Below are 15,736 nucleotides of genomic sequence, written 5' to 3'. Positions count from 1 at the left end.
GCTGGCAAGCCAGCTCCCACAGGGTTCAGTGTGAATTTCAAGGTCGGAATCTGGCCCACCTTTTGAAACTACCGTGACTGAGTCCTGACCGATGAACACTGAATTCCGCAAATCGCTGCCCGGCAGCAAACTGGATTACTTCGACGTCCGTGCGGCCGTCGAGGCCATTCAGCCCGGCGCCTACGACACCCTGCCTTACACCTCTCGCGTGCTGGCGGAAAACCTTGTGCGTCGTTGCGACCCGGCCACGCTCACCGAATCCCTGAAGCAATTCATCGAGCGCAAGCGCGACCTCGACTTCCCGTGGTTCCCGGCCCGCGTGGTGTGCCACGACATTCTCGGCCAGACCGCCCTGGTCGACCTCGCCGGCCTGCGTGACGCCATCGCCCTGCAAGGCGGCGACCCGGCGCAAGTCAACCCGGTAGTGCCGACGCAGTTGATCGTCGACCACTCCCTGGCCGTCGAGCGCGGTGGCTTCGATCCGCAAGCGTTCGAGAAGAACCGCGCTATCGAAGACCGTCGCAACGAAGACCGTTTCCACTTCATCAACTGGACCAAGAAGGCGTTCAAGAACGTCGACGTGATCCCGCCAGGCAACGGCATCATGCACCAGATCAACCTGGAGAAAATGTCTCCGGTGATCCAAGTGCGCGACGGCGTGGCATTCCCTGACACCTGCGTCGGCACCGACAGCCACACCCCGCACGTCGATGCGCTGGGCGTGATTGCCATTGGTGTCGGTGGCCTGGAAGCCGAGAGCGTGATGCTCGGCCGCGCATCGTGGATGCGTCTGCCGGAAAGCGTCGGCGTCGAACTGACCGGCAAGCTGCAACCGGGCATCACCGCCACCGACATGGTGCTGGCGCTGACCGAGTTCCTGCGCAAGCAAAAAGTGGTTGGCGCATGGCTGGAGTTCTTCGGTGAAGGCGCAGCGGCACTGACCCTGGGTGACCGCGCGACCATTTCCAACATGGCCCCGGAATACGGCGCCACCGCGGCGATGTTCTACATCGACCAGCAGACCATCGACTACCTCAAACTCACCGGCCGTGAAGACGAGCAGGTGCAGTTGGTCGAGAACTACGCCAAGACCACCGGCCTCTGGGCTGACAGTCTGAAAGGCGCACAATACGAGCGCGGCCTGACGTTCGATCTGTCTTCGGTAGTACGCAACATGGCCGGCCCGAGCAACCCGCACGCTCGTGTGGCGGTGTCGGATCTGGCGGCCAAAGGCATCTCCGGTCAGTGGGACGATGTACCAGGCCAAATGCCCGACGGCGCGGTGATCATCGCGGCCATCACCAGCTGCACCAACACCAGTAACCCGCGCAACGTGATCGCTGCCGGCCTGCTGGCGCGCAACGCTAACAAGCTGGGTCTGACCCGCAAGCCATGGGTCAAGTCGTCCCTCGCACCGGGTTCGAAAACCGTTGCCCTGTACCTCGATGAAGCCGGCCTGACCGATGAGCTGGAACAGCTCGGTTTCGGTGTCGTGGCCTTCGCTTGCACCACTTGCAACGGCATGTCCGGCGCACTGGACCCGGTGATCCAGCAAGAGATCATCGACCGCGATCTGTACGCCACTGCCGTGTTGTCCGGCAACCGCAACTTCGACGGCCGGATTCACCCGTACGCCAAGCAAGCGTTCCTCGCGTCGCCGCCATTGGTGGTCGCTTACGCCATCGCTGGCACCATCCGTTTCGACATCGAAAAAGATGTGCTGGGCGTGGTAGATGGCAAGGAAATCCGCCTGAAAGACATCTGGCCGAGCGACGAAGAAATCGACGCCATGGTGAAAGCTTCGGTGAAGCCGGAGCAGTTCCGTCAGGTCTACATCCCGATGTTCGCCATCCACGAAGACACCGGCCCGAAAGTCGCGCCGCTGTACGACTGGCGCGAAATGAGCACCTACATCCGCCGTCCGCCGTACTGGGAAGGCGCACTGGCCGGCGCGCGTCCGCTCAAGGGCATGCGCCCGCTGGCGGTACTGCCGGACAACATCACCACCGATCACCTGTCGCCATCCAACGCCATCATGCTCGACAGCGCCGCTGGCGAATACCTGGCGAAAATGGGCTTGCCGGAAGAGGACTTCAACTCCTACGCGACTCACCGTGGCGACCACTTGACCGCACAGCGCGCTACCTTCGCCAACCCGAAGCTGTTCAACGAAATGGTTCTGGAAAACGGCAAGGTCAAGCAGGGTTCGCTGGCTCGCGTCGAGCCGGAAGGCCAAGTGATGCGCATGTGGGAAGCCATTGAAACCTACATGGATCGCAAGCAGCCGCTGATCATCATTGCCGGTGCCGACTACGGTCAGGGTTCGTCCCGCGACTGGGCGGCCAAAGGCGTGCGCCTGGCCGGTGTCGAAGCGATTGCCGCCGAAGGTTTCGAACGCATCCACCGCACCAACCTGGTGGGCATGGGCGTGTTGCCGCTGGAGTTCAAACCCGGCACCAACCGCCACACCCTGGCGATCGACGGCAGCGAAACCTATGACGTGATCGGCGAACGCACGCCACGCGCCGAGCTGACATTGGTGATCCATCGCAAGAACGGCGAGCGCGTCGATGTGCCGGTGACCTGCCGTCTCGACACCGCCGAAGAAGTGTCGATCTACGAGGCCGGCGGCGTGTTGCAACGCTTCGCCCAAGACTTCCTCGAAGAATCGGCGGTAGCCGTTTAACACTTGCTGCGCAGACACGGGACTTTGAGTCCCGTGTCTGTTTTCTAGCTAAGGAGTAAGCAACACCATGGCTCATGCACCGCAAATCAAAATTCCAGCGACTTACATGCGCGGCGGCACCAGCAAAGGCGTGTTCTTCAGCCTGACCGACTTGCCAGAAGTCGCCCAGGTGCCCGGCCCGGCCCGCGATGCGTTGCTGCTGCGCGTAATTGGCAGCCCCGACCCGTACGACAAACAAATCGACGGCATGGGCGGCGCGACCTCCAGTACCAGCAAAACCGTGATCCTGTCGAAAAGCATCAAGGCCGATCACGACGTCGATTACCTGTTCGGTCAGGTCGCCATCGACAAGCCATTCGTAGACTGGAGCGGCAACTGCGGCAACTTGTCGGCGGCGGTCGGTTCGTTCGCGGTCAGCAATGGCCTGGTGGACGCCAGCCGCATCCCGCACAACGGCGTTGCCGTGGTGCGCGTGTGGCAGGCCAACATCGGCAAGACCATCATCGCCCACGTGCCGATCACCAATGGTGAGGTGCAGGAAACCGGCGATTTCGAACTCGACGGCGTGACCTTTCCGGCGGCAGAAGTGCAGATCGAGTTCCTCGATCCGGCGGCGGACGAAGAGGGCGGCGGCGGTTCGATGTTCCCCACCGGCAACCTGGTGGACGACCTCGAGGTACCCGGTGTAGGCACTTTCAAGGCCACCATGATCAACGCCGGCATCCCGACAATTTTCGTCAATGCCGAAGACATCGGCTACAAGGGTACCGAGCTGCAAGGCGCGATCAACGGTGATCCGAAAGCCTTGCTGATGTTCGAAACCATCCGTGCTTACGGCGCATTGCGCATGGGCCTGATTTCGAATGTCGACGAAGCGGCCAAGCGTCAGCACACGCCAAAAGTGGCGTTCGTGGCCAAGCCTGCGGACTACGTATCGTCCAGCGGCAAAGCGGTTGCGGCGGGCGATGTCGACCTGCTGGTGCGTGCGCTGTCCATGGGCAAGCTGCACCACGCGATGATGGGCACGGCAGCTGTCGCCATCGGCACTGCGGCAGCGATTTCCGGCACGTTGGTCAACCTTGCGGCGGGCGGCGTCGAACGCAACGCCGTGCGCTTTGGTCATCCGTCGGGCACCTTGCGCGTCGGCGCGCAAGCCAGCCAGGTCAACGGCGAATGGACCGTGAACAAAGCCATCATGAGCCGCAGTGCGCGGGTATTGATGGAAGGGTTTGTGCGAGTGCCGGGTGATTCGTTCTGATTCGCTCCCTGTATGAGCCGGCTTGCTGGCGATGGCGTCCTTGAAATCGCCATCGCCAGCAAGCCGGTTCCTACAGAAGACACCGCCTCCTTGTAGGAGCTGGCTTGCCAGCGAAGAGGCCGTCAAATTCAACATCATTGTTTTGTGTGACACCGCTATCGCTGGCAAGCCAGCTCCTACAGGTGAATCGAACATGAGCGCCAACGTCGACCTGAACAACCGCCCTGACTACGACAAGGTCCTGCAGGACATTGCCGATTACGTGCTCAGCTACAAGATCGAGTCCAAAGAGGCGCTGGAGACCGCGCGCAACTGTCTGATCGATACCTTGGGTTGCGGCCTGTTGGCCTTGCGTTTTCCCGAGTGCACCAAGCATTTGGGGCCTGTGGTCGAAGGCACCGTCGTGCCGTTCGGTGCCCGCGTGCCCGGCACCAGTTACCGGCTCGATCCGGTGAAGGCGGCGTGGGACATCGGTTGCATCGTGCGCTGGCTCGATTACAACGACACCTGGCTCGCCGCCGAGTGGGGGCATCCGTCGGATAACCTCGGCGGTATTCTCGCGGTGGCCGACCATTTATCACAAAAGCGCCTGGCCAATGGCGAAGCACCGCTGACTGTTCGTATAGTTCTTGAAGCGATGATCATGGCCCACGAGATTCAAGGCGTGATCGCCCTGGAGAACTCGTTCAACCGCGTCGGCCTCGATCACGTCATTCTGGTGAAAGTCGCCTCGACGGCCGTGACGGCGAAACTGATGGGCGCCAATCGCGAGCAGTTGTTGTCGGCGTTATCTCACGCCTTTGCAGATGGTCAGGCGCTGCGCACGTACCGGCATGCACCGAATGCCGGTTCGCGTAAGTCCTGGGCAGCGGGGGATGCGTCCAGTCGTGGCGTGCGCCTGGCGGACATGGCGATGCGCGGGGAGATGGGTATTCCGGGTGTTTTGAGTGCCAGGCAGTGGGGTTTTTACGACGTGTTGTTCAGCCACACCAATAATGATCTGGCGCTAAAACCCGAAGACAAGCGGGCGTTCGGTTTTTCCCGCACCTACGGCAGTTATGTGATGGAAAACGTCTTGTTCAAAATCAGTTTCCCTGCCGAGTTCCATGCGCAAACGGCGTGTGAAGCGGCAGTCACCTTGCATCCGCAGGTGCGCAATCGCCTGCACGAAATCGACAGGATCGTGATCACGACCCATGAGTCGGCGATTCGCATCATTTCCAAGGTCGGCCCGTTAGCCAATGCCGCTGATCGCGATCACTGCATCCAGTACATGACCGCTGTGCCATTGGCCTTCGGCAATCTGGTGGCCGAGTATTACGAGGACGAATTCCACAAGGCGCATCCGATCATCGATGTGCTGCGCGACAAAATGGAGATTGTCGAGGACCCGCGTTTCACCCGCGAATATCTTGAGGCCGACAAGCGCTCGATCGCCAATGCCATCCAGGTGTTTTTCAAGGATGGGACCAGCACCGAGAATGTGCTGGTGGAGTATCCGATCGGCCATCGTCGGCGGCGTGCCGAGGGCATTCCGCTGTTGGAGGAGAAATTCAAGACGAACCTGCTGACACGATTCACCGGGCAGCGTAGCGAGGAGATTCTTGCGTTGTGCAAGGATCAGCAGACGCTTGAGACGACACCGGTGAACCGGTTTATAGACTTGTTTGTTATCTAGCAGATCGCGTTATCGTTCAACGCGGGCAAGCCCGCTCCCACAGGGTTTTGTTGTGAATGCGTCATTCACGAACACCCCAAAATCCTGTGGGAGCGAGCTTGCTCGCGATGAGGCCGGAGCAGGCACCGAAAAACTATTTGAAGCGCCGCTCGACGCCTTTCTCCACAAGGATTTTCGCGGAGATTTCTTCGACGGAAAAATGCGTGGAGTTGATGTGTGGAATGTTTTCGCGGCGGAACAGGTTTTCCACCTCGCGCACTTCAAATTCGCACTGGGCGTAGCTCGAATAGCGGCTGTTGGGCTTGCGCTCGTTGCGGATCGCAGTGAGGCGGTCGGGGTCGATGGTCAGGCCGAACAGCTTGTGTTGGTGGGCGCGCAGGGCGTTTGGCAGTTGCAGGCGCTCCATGTCGTCTTCGGTCAGCGGGTAGTTGGCCGCGCGGATGCCGAATTGCATCGCCATGTACAGGCACGTCGGTGTCTTACCACATCGCGACACGCCCACTAGTATCAGGTCGGCCTTGTCGTAATAGTGCGTGCGGGCGCCGTCGTCGTTGTCGAGGGCGAAGTTGACGGCCTCGATACGCTCCATGTAATTGGAGCTGGTGCCGATGGAGTGGGATTTGCCCACGGTATAGGAAGAATGCTCGGTCAGTTCCTGTTCAAGGGGTGCCAGGAATGTCGAGAAAATGTCGATCATGAAACCATTCGAGGTAGCGAGAATCTCACGAATGTCCTGATTGACGATGGTGTCGAAGATAATCGGACGAAAGCCGTCAGTTTCGGCGGCTTTGTTGATTTGTTGTACCATGGCCCGCGCTTTGTCCACGTTGTCGATGTACGGCCGCGTGACTTTGCTGAAGGTAATGTTTTCGAACTGCGCCAGGAGGCTTTGACCCAGGGTTTCGGCCGTAATGCCGGTGCCATCGGAGATAAAGAAAGCAGATCGTTTCATTTGCACCTTGGGCCTTAAGCTAGTAACGAATCTTGGATATGATAGGCGCGATTTGTCGGCCGCCATTGGCCCGCATTCTCACTTATTTTCCAGGTCCAGGCCATATAGCCGGCAAATGCCCATTCAAGCAGCCGGTTTCTGAGCTTTTCCAACACAGTTAGTGGAGAGATCACCTTGGTAGAGTACGTAGTTTCCCTCGATAAGCTCGGCGTCCATGATGTAGAGCATGTGGGGGGCAAGAACGCATCCCTGGGCGAGATGATCAGCAACCTTGCAGGTGCCGGTGTATCGGTGCCCGGTGGCTTCGCCACGACCGCTCAGGCATATCGTGATTTCCTGGAACTGAGCGGCCTGAACCAGCAGATTCACGACGCCCTCGATGCCCTGGACGTCGACGACGTGAATGCCCTGGCCAAGACCGGTGCCCAGATCCGTCAATGGATCATGGAAGCCGAGTTCCCGGAAAAACTGAATGCCGAAATCCGCACCGCGTTCGCCACGCTGTCCGCCGGCAATCCTGACATGGCCGTGGCCGTGCGCTCTTCCGCTACCGCCGAAGACCTGCCGGACGCTTCCTTCGCCGGCCAGCAGGAAACCTTCCTGAACATCCGTGGTGTCGAAAACGTCATTCGCGCCGCCAAAGAAGTGTTCGCTTCGCTGTTCAACGACCGCGCCATTTCCTACCGCGTGCACCAGGGCTTCGACCACAAGCTGGTCGCCCTGTCGGCTGGCGTGCAGCGCATGGTCCGTTCCGAAACCGGCACCGCCGGCGTGATGTTCACCCTCGACACCGAGTCGGGCTTCCGTGACGTGGTGTTCATCACCGGCGCCTACGGCCTGGGTGAAACCGTCGTACAAGGCGCGGTGAACCCGGATGAATTCTACGTCCACAAAGGCACCCTGGCCGCTGGTCGCCCGGCCATCCTGCGCCGCAACCTGGGCAGCAAGGCCATCAAGATGATCTACGGCGACGAGGCCAAGGCCGGTCGTTCGGTCAAGACCGTCGATGTGGACAAGGCTGATCGCGCTCGTTTCTGCCTGAGCGACGCCGAAGTCAGCGAGTTGGCCAAGCAGGCGATGATCATCGAAAAGCACTACAAGTGCCCGATGGACATCGAATGGGCCAAGGACGGTGACGACGGCAAGCTGTACATCGTGCAGGCCCGTCCGGAAACCGTTAAGAGCCGCACCCAGGCTAACGTCATGGAACGTTACCTGTTGAAAGAAACCGGCACCGTGCTGGTTGAAGGCCGCGCCATCGGCCAGCGCATCGGCGCCGGCAAGGTCCGCATCATCAAGGACGTGTCCGAAATGGACAAAGTCCAGCCAGGCGACGTACTGGTCTCCGACATGACCGACCCGGACTGGGAACCGGTCATGAAGCGCGCCAGCGCCATCGTCACCAACCGTGGCGGTCGTACCTGCCACGCGGCGATCATCGCTCGTGAACTGGGCATCCCGGCCGTTGTGGGCTGCGGTAACGCCACCCAGCTGCTGAAAGACGGCCAGGGCGTAACCGTTTCCTGCGCCGAAGGCGACACCGGTTTCATCTTCGAAGGCGAACTGGGCTTCGACATCAAGAAGAACTCCGTGGACGCCATGCCGGATCTGCCGTTCAAGATCATGATGAACGTCGGCAACCCGGACCGCGCCTTCGACTTCGCGCAGCTGCCGAACGCCGGTGTCGGCCTGGCCCGTCTGGAGTTCATCATCAACCGCATGATCGGCGTGCACCCCAAAGCACTGCTGAACTACGACGGTCTGCCGCTGGACATCAAGGAAAGCGTCGACAAGCGCATCGCCGGTTACGACGATCCGGTCGGCTTCTACGTCGAGAAACTGGTTGAAGGCATCAGCACACTGGCTGCAGCGTTCTGGCCGAAAAAGGTCATCGTGCGTCTGTCGGACTTCAAGTCCAACGAATACGCCAACCTGATCGGCGGCAAGCTGTACGAGCCGGAAGAAGAGAACCCGATGCTGGGCTTCCGTGGCGCTTCGCGTTACATCAGCGAATCGTTCCGTGACTGCTTCGAGCTCGAATGCCGCGCCCTCAAGCGCGTGCGCAACGAGATGGGCCTGACCAACGTCGAAATCATGGTGCCGTTCGTCCGTACTTTGGGCGAAGCGAGCCAGGTTGTAGACCTGCTGGCCGAAAACGGCCTGGCCCGTGGCGAGAACGGCCTGCGCGTCATCATGATGTGCGAACTGCCGTCCAACGCCATCCTGGCTGAAGAGTTCCTCGAATTCTTCGACGGTTTCTCCATCGGTTCCAACGACCTGACCCAGTTAACCCTGGGCCTGGACCGTGACTCCGGGATCATCGCGCACCTGTTCGATGAGCGTAATCCGGCGGTCAAGAAGCTGCTGGCCAACGCGATTCAGGCCTGCAACAAGGCCGGCAAGTACATCGGCATCTGCGGTCAGGGTCCTTCGGACCACCCGGACCTGGCCAAATGGTTGATGGAACAGGGCATTGAAAGCGTTTCGTTGAACCCGGACTCCGTACTGGAAACCTGGTTCTTCCTGGCTGAGGGTCAAGCGCAGGCTTGATCCGGTGTGAACGGGCCGTTCTTTCTGTAGGAGCGGCCCGTTTTGAGATTCAAGTAGGGCGGGCTCCATCTGGATGCCGCCCTTTTTTGTGCAAGAGATTATGCAAAGCAGCAGCAACCTATTTCCTGTCGCCCTGATCAGCGCCGAGCGGCGCGGCGATCTGAGCGAAGACGTTTATCGTTTGAAACCGGCCAACAGCCCGGACCCGAGTGTCGAGCTGGCGGTCACCCGCCTGGGCATGGCCGATGAGCCTGCCGTGCGTGGCGTGCCAGTGATCCTGCTGCACGGCAGCTTTTCCAATCGACGCTTCTGGTTTTCCCCCAAGGGCCTGGGCCTTGGGGCGTATCTGGCGCGCCTGGGGTTCGACGTATGGATCGCGGAAATGCGCGGTCACGGCCTGTCGCGGCGCAACCAGAACTATCGCAAGAACCGCGTCGCCGACTATGCGCGCTACGATCTGCCGGCCATTGGTGCGTTCGTGCGTGAGCAGAGCGGCCAGGTCCCTCACTGGATCGGCCATTCGCTGGGCGGAATCACCCTGGCGGCGGCGCTGGGCGGCGAGTACATCGGTGAGCCGGTGGTGGCGTCTGCCGCGTTCTTTGGCACCCAGGTCAGCCGCACCTATTGGCCGCTGAAGATTCCACCGGTGGAGTGGGGCGGGCGCTTCATCCTCAAGCGTTTTGCCCAGCTCTCGGGCTCACGGCTCAAGCGCGGCCCGGAGGACGAGCCGATTGGCCTGGCCCTGGAAAGCATGCGCTGGTATGGCTTGTTCGGCCGCTTCGGTGACGCTGACAAGGACTGGTGGGCGGGGCTCGCCGAACTGAAAATGCCGGTGCTCGCGGTGAGCGCGGCGGGTGATCATCAAGATCCTGCCTGGGCGTGCCGCAAGTTGTTTGAGCAAGTGGGTTCCGAGCACAAGCAGTTCATCAATCTGGGCCGCGAGCAGGGTTTCGGCGACAATTTCGGGCACGTCGAAATGCTCGTCAGCAAAGCTGCACAGGTTGAAGTCTGGCCACTGGTGGCGCGCTGGCTGGCGGATCCGCACACGCCGTTGCTCGCTGACAAAGCGCAACTGGCCAAGGCGATCTAAGCTGGGCGCTCTATCAAGGGCATTTCGCTCTGATCGGCTTGCGGCTAAGATATGACGCATTGAGCTGTTCTGGTCATTTTCGATGACTGATTCATCAGTGATGTTCGTGCTGTCTCCCTTATTACAGGAGTTTCTCGATGAACCATTACCTCACGCCTGACCTGTGCGACGCCTACCCGGAGCTGGTCCAGGTGCTGGAACCGATGTTCAGCAATTTTGGCGGCCGTGATTCCTTCGGCGGCGAAATCGTGACCATCAAATGCTTCGAAGACAACTCGCTGGTCAAGGAACAAGCCGAACTCAAAGGCAACGGCAAGGTGCTGGTGGTTGATGGCGGTGGTTCCCTGCGTCGTGCGCTGCTGGGTGACATGATCGCCGAAAAAGCCGCAAAAAACGGCTGGGAAGGGCTGGTGATCTACGGTTGCATCCGTGACGTCGACGTCATCGCCCAGACCGATCTGGGGGTCCAGGCCCTCGCCAGCCACCCGATGAAGACCGACAAGCGCGGGCTCGGCGACCTCAACGTAGCCGTGACCTTCGCCGGGGTGACTTTCCATCCTGGCCACTACCTCTACGCGGACAACAACGGCGTGATCATCTCGCCGAGCCCGCTGAAAATGCCTGAATAAAATCCCCGATTGACTGAAGGAATGCGGATGTTCGAGGAAGAAAACGCGCAATGGGGGCTGGTACATGCCCTGGTGCTGGACGGTAAAGGTGGTGCGCGTTCGATAGCCCGGACTGAACTCGATGAACTGCAGCTGCAGGCCCATGAAAGCCTGTGGCTGCACTGGGATCGCAGTCATCCGCAAACCCAGACCTGGTTGCGTAAATACAGCGGTTTGAGTGAGTTCAGCTGCGATCTGCTGCTGGAAGAAAATACCCGTCCGCGGCTTTTACAGCTTCCCGACAGCGAACTGCTGCTATTTTTGCGTGGGGTCAACCTCAATCCGGGTGCCGAGCCTGAAGACATGGTCTCGGTGCGGATCTTCGGTTCTGCCCAGCGGGTCATTTCCTTGCGCTTGCGGCCGCTGCGCGCCACTGAAGAGCTGCTGGTGCAACTGGAGGAAGGCAAGGGGCCGAAAACCGCCTCCGAGCTGATTCTCTACATGGCGCAGTACCTCACCAACAAGGTGCAGGATCTGGTCAGTTGCCTCTCGGAAGTGGTCGATGAGGAAGAAGAAAAGCTCGATGCCGACGAACGGTATACGCCCGAGCATGGATCGATCTTGCAGATCCGTCGCCGGGCCGCTGCGTTGAAGCGGTTTCTCGCTCCGCAGAGGGATATTTTCGGTCAACTGACACGGATCAAAGTGCCCTGGTTCGTCGAGGACGATGGTGATTACTGGAACGAATTGAACAACAGCCTGACCCGCTATCTCGAAGAGCTCGAATTGACCCGAGAGCGCGTGGGGCTTGTGCTGGAGGCTGAAGACCGGCGATTGAGCGTGCGCATGAATCGCACGATGTATCGCTTCGGTGTCATCACCGGGATCTTTCTGCCGATGAGTTTTTTGACCGGGCTTTTGGGGATCAACGTGGGTGGCATTCCATTCTCTGCGAGCCCGTATGGTTTCCTGATCGCATGCCTGTTGGTGGTTTCGGTGGCATTGGGGCAGTGGTGGTTATACCGACGTTTGCGCTGGGTCTGAGGGAGCGCCATGTGACCCGACCAAATTTCACCGCGTCTTTCACAGACATCACGAGAGGTGCGTATGCACGATCCGTTTGAACAGTCTTTGCGTGACATGCTCAAGGCATCACCGTCCACCCGGGACGACGATGCATGCCTGGGGCGTGTACTGAAAACCGCCAACCGTCAGGTCGGCGCCGGTGATTTGTTCAGCCTGCTGGGCCGTTGGTTGCCAGCCCTGATGATCGCCCTGAATAATGGATCGGCCCACGTGGCGCCGGTGTCCCGTCTTCGTAAATCTACCGCTCGCACTGCTGATAAGGCTGATTGAATATGGAACTTGATCTCTGGACACAGAGCCTCGTCACTGCAATGACTGCGTTATGGACCAAGATTGCCAACTTCATTCCGAACCTCTTCGGCGCACTGGTTGTGCTGCTGTTGGGTTTTGTCGTGGCCAAACTGCTGGACACGCTGCTTTCCAAATTGCTCGCCAAGCTGGGCCTCGATCGTCTGATGGGCGGCACCGGCCTGACCAAGCTGCTGTCACGCGCCGGCCTGCAAGTACCGATCTCGACACTGATCGGCAAGATCGTCTATTGGTTCGTTCTGCTGATTTTTCTGGTTTCAGCCGCAGAATCCCTTGGACTTGAGAGAGTTTCAGCTACGCTGGATATGCTAGCGCTGTATTTGCCGAAGGTATTTGGCGCCGCGCTGGTGTTGCTGGTGGGTGTTTTGCTGGCGCAACTGGCCAATGGGCTGGTGCGCGGAGCGGCAGAAGGCGTCGGCCTGGACTACGCTTCGGGGCTGGGGCGAATTGCCCAGGGCCTGGTGATCATCATCAGCATCTCGGTGGCGATCAGTCAGTTGGAGGTCAAGACTGACCTGCTCAACCACGTGATCGTGATCGTTTTGATTACCGTTGGTCTGGCAGTTGCGCTGGCCATGGGTTTGGGAAGCCGGGAAATTGCCGGTCAGATTCTTGCGGGAATCTATGTGCGTGAGTTGTATCAGGTTGGGCAACAAGTGCGAGTTGGAGAGGTCGAAGGGCAGATCGAAGAGATCGGCACGGTTAAAACCACATTGCTGACCGATGAGGGTGAGCTAGTCTCTCTCTCCAATCGGATCCTACTTGAGCAGCATGTGAGTAGCCGCTAACCCGGCAAACCCTGCTAATGTATGCCGCCGCAAAATGCCGCCTGATGCTGGCTGCGGCGGACATTGACCTGACTGTCGGCCCGACTTGTTTTGAATAAAGCCCAATCGCTATCCACGCGCTACGACCCCCGCGAGCTCTCTGATGAGGAGTTGGTCGCGCGCTCGCATACCGAGCTGTTTCACGTAACGCGCGCCTATGAAGAATTGATGCGACGTTACCAACGAACATTATTTAACGTCTGTGCACGATATCTCGGGAACGATCGCGACGCAGACGATGTCTGTCAGGAAGTCATGTTAAAGGTGCTGTACGGCCTGAAGAACTTCGAAGGTAAATCGAAGTTCAAGACATGGCTATATAGCATCACGTACAACGAGTGTATAACGCAGTATCGGAAGGAACGGCGAAAGCGTCGCTTGATGGACGCATTGAGTCTTGACCCCCTTGAGGAAGCGTCTGAGGAAAAGGCGCCGAAACCCGAGGAGAAGGGCGGACTTGATCGCTGGCTGGTGTATGTGAACCCGATTGACCGTGAAATTCTGGTGCTACGATTTGTCGCAGAGCTGGAGTTTCAGGAGATCGCGGATATCATGCATATGGGTTTGAGTGCTACAAAAATGCGGTACAAACGCGCTCTAGATAAATTGCGTGAGAAATTTGCAGGCATTGCTGAAACTTAGTTCGGCGCAAATATCTCTTACGTGTAGGCAAGTTCTGATAGACTTGTCGCCGAGTTGTCCCCCGGTTTGCGGGACTGCTTCACAATCACCAGATGGGGATTTAACGGATGAAACTGAAAAACACCTTGGGCTTGGCCATTGGTTCTCTTATTGCCGCCACTTCGTTCGGCGCTCTGGCACAGGGCCAAGGCGCAGTTGAAATCGAAGGCTTTGCAAAGAAAGAGTACTACGACAGCACTCGTAACTTCAAAAACGACGGCAATCTGTTCGGTGGTTCTGTTGGTTACTTCCTGACCGACGACGTTGAACTGCGTCTGGCTTACGACGAAGTGCACAACGTACGTTCCGATTCCGGCCAGAACATCAAGGGCGCCAACACCGCTCTGGACGCTCTGTACCACTTCAATAACCCAGGCGACATGCTGCGTCCTTACGTCTCGGCCGGTTTCTCCGACCAGAGCATCGACCAGAATGGTTCGAACGGTCGTGACCGTTCCACTTTCGCCAACGTTGGTGGCGGCGCCAAGCTGTACTTCACCGACAACTTCTACGCCCGTGCCGGCGTTGAAGCTCAGTACAACATCGACCAGGGCAACACCGAGTGGGCTCCTAGCGTCGGTATCGGTGTGAACTTCGGTGGCGGCTCCAAGCCTGCTGCTGCTCCAGTTCCAGCACCAGCTGAAGTCTGCTCCGACAGCGACAACGATGGCGTTTGCGACAACGTTGACAAGTGCCCAGACACCCCAGCCAACGTAACTGTTGACGCTGATGGCTGCCCGGCAGTTGCTGAAGTTGTACGTGTTGAGCTGGACGTGAAATTCGACTTCGACAAGTCGGTAGTCAAGCCTAACAGCTACGGCGACATCAAGAACCTGGCTGACTTCATGAAGCAGTACCCATCCACCACCACTACTGTTGAAGGTCACACTGACTCCGTCGGTCCTGACGCTTACAACCAGAAACTGTCCGAGCGTCGTGCAAACGCCGTTAAGCAAGTTCTGACCAACCAGTACGGTGTTGAATCGTCCCGCGTTCAGTCTGTTGGCTACGGCGAATCCCGCCCAGTTGCTGACAACAAAACTGACGCTGGCCGCGCTGTAAACCGTCGCGTAGAAGCGCAGGTTGAAGCTCAAGCTAAGTAATTAGCTCGCCGCTCTGAGAAAAGCCCGGCTTAGGCCGGGCTTTTCTTTGTCTGCGATTTGCTGATGAAGCGTGAGATGCAGGTCTGCAGCGAAAAGATCGCAGCCTGCGTCAGTGGCTATACAAGCTGCGCGTAGATACCTGCAGGCGCTGCCGAAGGCTGCGATCGTTTGATTTTCTCGCTAGCCGCGACTGCTCCGATGACCAATATCGCCGGGCTTTTCAGGCCGAAGGCGTCAGCATCCTCTTCCATCGCCGTCAGATCACTACGGCATTCCCGTTGCTGTGGCAGTGACGCGTTTTCAATCATCGCCACTGGCGTATCCATCGCCATCCCTCCGGCCAATAGCTGCTCGCGAATTTCGCTGAGCCTGGCAACGCCCATGTAAATCACCAAAGTCGTACCGCCCTGGGCCAGTGCCTGCCAGTTCAGGCTGCTGCCGTCCTGAGTATGCGCGGTCACCAGTGTCACCCCGCGCGCGACACCGCGCAGCGTCAACGGGATATCGCATTGCGTGGCTCCGGCGAGCCCGGCTGTAATGCCATTGACCAGCTCGACTTCAATCCCGCGCTCACGCAGCCACTGCGCCTCTTCACCGCCACGCCCGAAAATGCACGGGTCGCCGCCCTTGAGTCGCACCACGCATTTTCCCTGGCGCGCGTAACGCAGCATCAGACGATGGATGAACGCTTGCGGCGTGGAGCGGCAGCCACCGCGTTTACCGACAGGAATGACTCGCGCCTGCTGGCAATGTTCGAGGACCGCGGTATTCACCAGATCATCGATCAATACCACATCCGCCTCTCTCAATGCCCTTACGGCCTTGAGTGTCAGCAGTTCCGGATCACCAGGTCCCGCGCCCACCAACCAGACTTTTGCGCTCATCGTGTGTTCCTCAAATGAAATGGC

Annotated in this window: 13 protein-coding genes; 11 read left to right on the top strand and 2 right to left on the bottom strand. The window is 59.0% G+C overall.

What is annotated here, in order from left to right:
* The first annotated feature begins 91 nt into the window (after positions 1-91).
* The 3 genes from acnD (at position 92) to prpD (ending at position 5,622) form a co-directional block, all read left to right on the top strand.
* The gene (gene acnD, locus KHO07_RS19350; protein WP_212625239.1) at positions 92-2,686 is read left to right on the top strand and encodes a Fe/S-dependent 2-methylisocitrate dehydratase AcnD; all 2,595 of its coding nucleotides are present in this window, start codon (positions 92-94) and stop codon (positions 2,684-2,686) included.
* A gap of 67 nt (positions 2,687-2,753) precedes the next feature.
* The gene (gene prpF, locus KHO07_RS19345; RefSeq protein ID WP_212625238.1) at positions 2,754-3,944 is read left to right on the top strand and encodes a 2-methylaconitate cis-trans isomerase PrpF; all 1,191 of its coding nucleotides are present in this window, start codon (positions 2,754-2,756) and stop codon (positions 3,942-3,944) included.
* 193 nt (positions 3,945-4,137) lie between these two features.
* A complete protein-coding gene (prpD, locus tag KHO07_RS19340) occupies positions 4,138-5,622 on the top strand; it encodes a 2-methylcitrate dehydratase (RefSeq protein WP_212625237.1) in 1,485 nt (494 codons plus the stop codon).
* Between the two features lie 133 nt (positions 5,623-5,755).
* Here prpD and KHO07_RS19335 read toward each other — a convergent pair whose 3' ends face one another.
* Entirely contained in the window at positions 5,756-6,574 is an 819-nt protein-coding gene (locus KHO07_RS19335) for a pyruvate, water dikinase regulatory protein (RefSeq protein ID WP_075949118.1), read from the bottom strand.
* A 174-nt stretch (positions 6,575-6,748) separates the two neighbouring features.
* Between KHO07_RS19335 and ppsA the strand changes: the two genes are divergently transcribed.
* The 8 genes from ppsA to KHO07_RS19295 all read left to right on the top strand — a co-directional run bounded on the left by ppsA (position 6,749) and on the right by KHO07_RS19295 (position 14,828).
* Positions 6,749-9,124, top strand: a complete 2,376-nt coding sequence (gene ppsA, locus KHO07_RS19330) for a phosphoenolpyruvate synthase (RefSeq protein WP_212625236.1) — start codon at positions 6,749-6,751, stop codon at positions 9,122-9,124.
* 100 nt (positions 9,125-9,224) lie between these two features.
* Positions 9,225-10,214 carry an alpha/beta fold hydrolase gene (locus tag KHO07_RS19325; protein ID WP_150733205.1) on the top strand — a complete coding sequence of 330 codons (990 nt, stop codon included), beginning with the start codon at positions 9,225-9,227 and terminating at the stop codon, positions 10,212-10,214.
* A 137-nt stretch (positions 10,215-10,351) separates the two neighbouring features.
* Positions 10,352-10,843, top strand: coding sequence for a ribonuclease E activity regulator RraA (gene rraA / locus KHO07_RS19320; RefSeq protein ID WP_075949120.1), 492 nt, complete (start codon positions 10,352-10,354; stop codon positions 10,841-10,843).
* Between the two features lie 27 nt (positions 10,844-10,870).
* Complete coding sequence (locus tag KHO07_RS19315) at positions 10,871-11,866, top strand: zinc transporter ZntB (protein ID WP_150733206.1); 996 nt, start codon at positions 10,871-10,873, stop codon at positions 11,864-11,866.
* A 63-nt stretch (positions 11,867-11,929) separates the two neighbouring features.
* A complete protein-coding gene (locus KHO07_RS19310; protein ID WP_150733207.1) occupies positions 11,930-12,178 on the top strand; it encodes a CrfX protein in 249 nt (82 codons plus the stop codon).
* Positions 12,179-12,180: 2 nt separating this feature from the next.
* Entirely contained in the window at positions 12,181-13,005 is an 825-nt protein-coding gene (locus KHO07_RS19305; protein WP_034147984.1) for a mechanosensitive ion channel domain-containing protein, read from the top strand.
* A gap of 90 nt (positions 13,006-13,095) precedes the next feature.
* On the top strand, positions 13,096-13,686 hold the full coding sequence (gene sigX / locus KHO07_RS19300; protein WP_017337463.1) for an RNA polymerase sigma factor SigX: 591 nt from the start codon (positions 13,096-13,098) through the stop codon (positions 13,684-13,686).
* Positions 13,687-13,793: 107 nt separating this feature from the next.
* Positions 13,794-14,828 carry an OmpA family protein gene (locus tag KHO07_RS19295; protein ID WP_150733208.1) on the top strand — a complete coding sequence of 345 codons (1,035 nt, stop codon included), beginning with the start codon at positions 13,794-13,796 and terminating at the stop codon, positions 14,826-14,828.
* A 116-nt stretch (positions 14,829-14,944) separates the two neighbouring features.
* On the opposite strand, the gene cobA is transcribed toward KHO07_RS19295, so the two are convergent.
* Positions 14,945-15,712, bottom strand: coding sequence for a uroporphyrinogen-III C-methyltransferase (gene cobA / locus KHO07_RS19290; RefSeq protein ID WP_212625235.1), 768 nt, complete (start codon positions 15,710-15,712; stop codon positions 14,945-14,947).
* Positions 15,713-15,736: the final 24 nt, after the last annotated feature.

Source organism: Pseudomonas sp. PP3, from assembly GCF_905336995.1.
Lineage (GTDB): Bacteria > Pseudomonadota > Gammaproteobacteria > Pseudomonadales > Pseudomonadaceae > Aquipseudomonas > Aquipseudomonas reinekei.
The sequence above is the reverse complement of the archived record's forward strand: the minus strand, read 5'-3'. Positions and strand labels throughout refer to the sequence as shown.

Excerpts from the sequence above, each read along its gene's own strand:
- KHO07_RS19325 (WP_150733205.1), top strand. The coding sequence starts at position 9,225 with ATGCAAAGCAGCAGCAACCTATTTCCTGTCGCCCTGATCAGCGCCGAG.
- KHO07_RS19310 (WP_150733207.1), top strand. The coding sequence starts at position 11,930 with ATGCACGATCCGTTTGAACAGTCTTTGCGTGACATGCTCAAGGCATCA.
- prpD (WP_212625237.1), top strand. The coding sequence starts at position 4,138 with ATGAGCGCCAACGTCGACCTGAACAACCGCCCTGACTACGACAAGGTC.
- KHO07_RS19335 (WP_075949118.1), bottom strand. The coding sequence starts at position 6,574 with ATGAAACGATCTGCTTTCTTTATCTCCGATGGCACCGGCATTACGGCC.
- KHO07_RS19305 (WP_034147984.1), top strand. The coding sequence starts at position 12,181 with ATGGAACTTGATCTCTGGACACAGAGCCTCGTCACTGCAATGACTGCG.
- KHO07_RS19315 (WP_150733206.1), top strand. The coding sequence starts at position 10,871 with ATGTTCGAGGAAGAAAACGCGCAATGGGGGCTGGTACATGCCCTGGTG.
- rraA (WP_075949120.1), top strand. The coding sequence starts at position 10,352 with ATGAACCATTACCTCACGCCTGACCTGTGCGACGCCTACCCGGAGCTG.
- acnD (WP_212625239.1), top strand. The coding sequence starts at position 92 with ATGAACACTGAATTCCGCAAATCGCTGCCCGGCAGCAAACTGGATTAC.
- prpF (WP_212625238.1), top strand. The coding sequence starts at position 2,754 with ATGGCTCATGCACCGCAAATCAAAATTCCAGCGACTTACATGCGCGGC.
- KHO07_RS19295 (WP_150733208.1), top strand. The coding sequence starts at position 13,794 with ATGAAACTGAAAAACACCTTGGGCTTGGCCATTGGTTCTCTTATTGCC.
- cobA (WP_212625235.1), bottom strand. The coding sequence starts at position 15,712 with ATGAGCGCAAAAGTCTGGTTGGTGGGCGCGGGACCTGGTGATCCGGAA.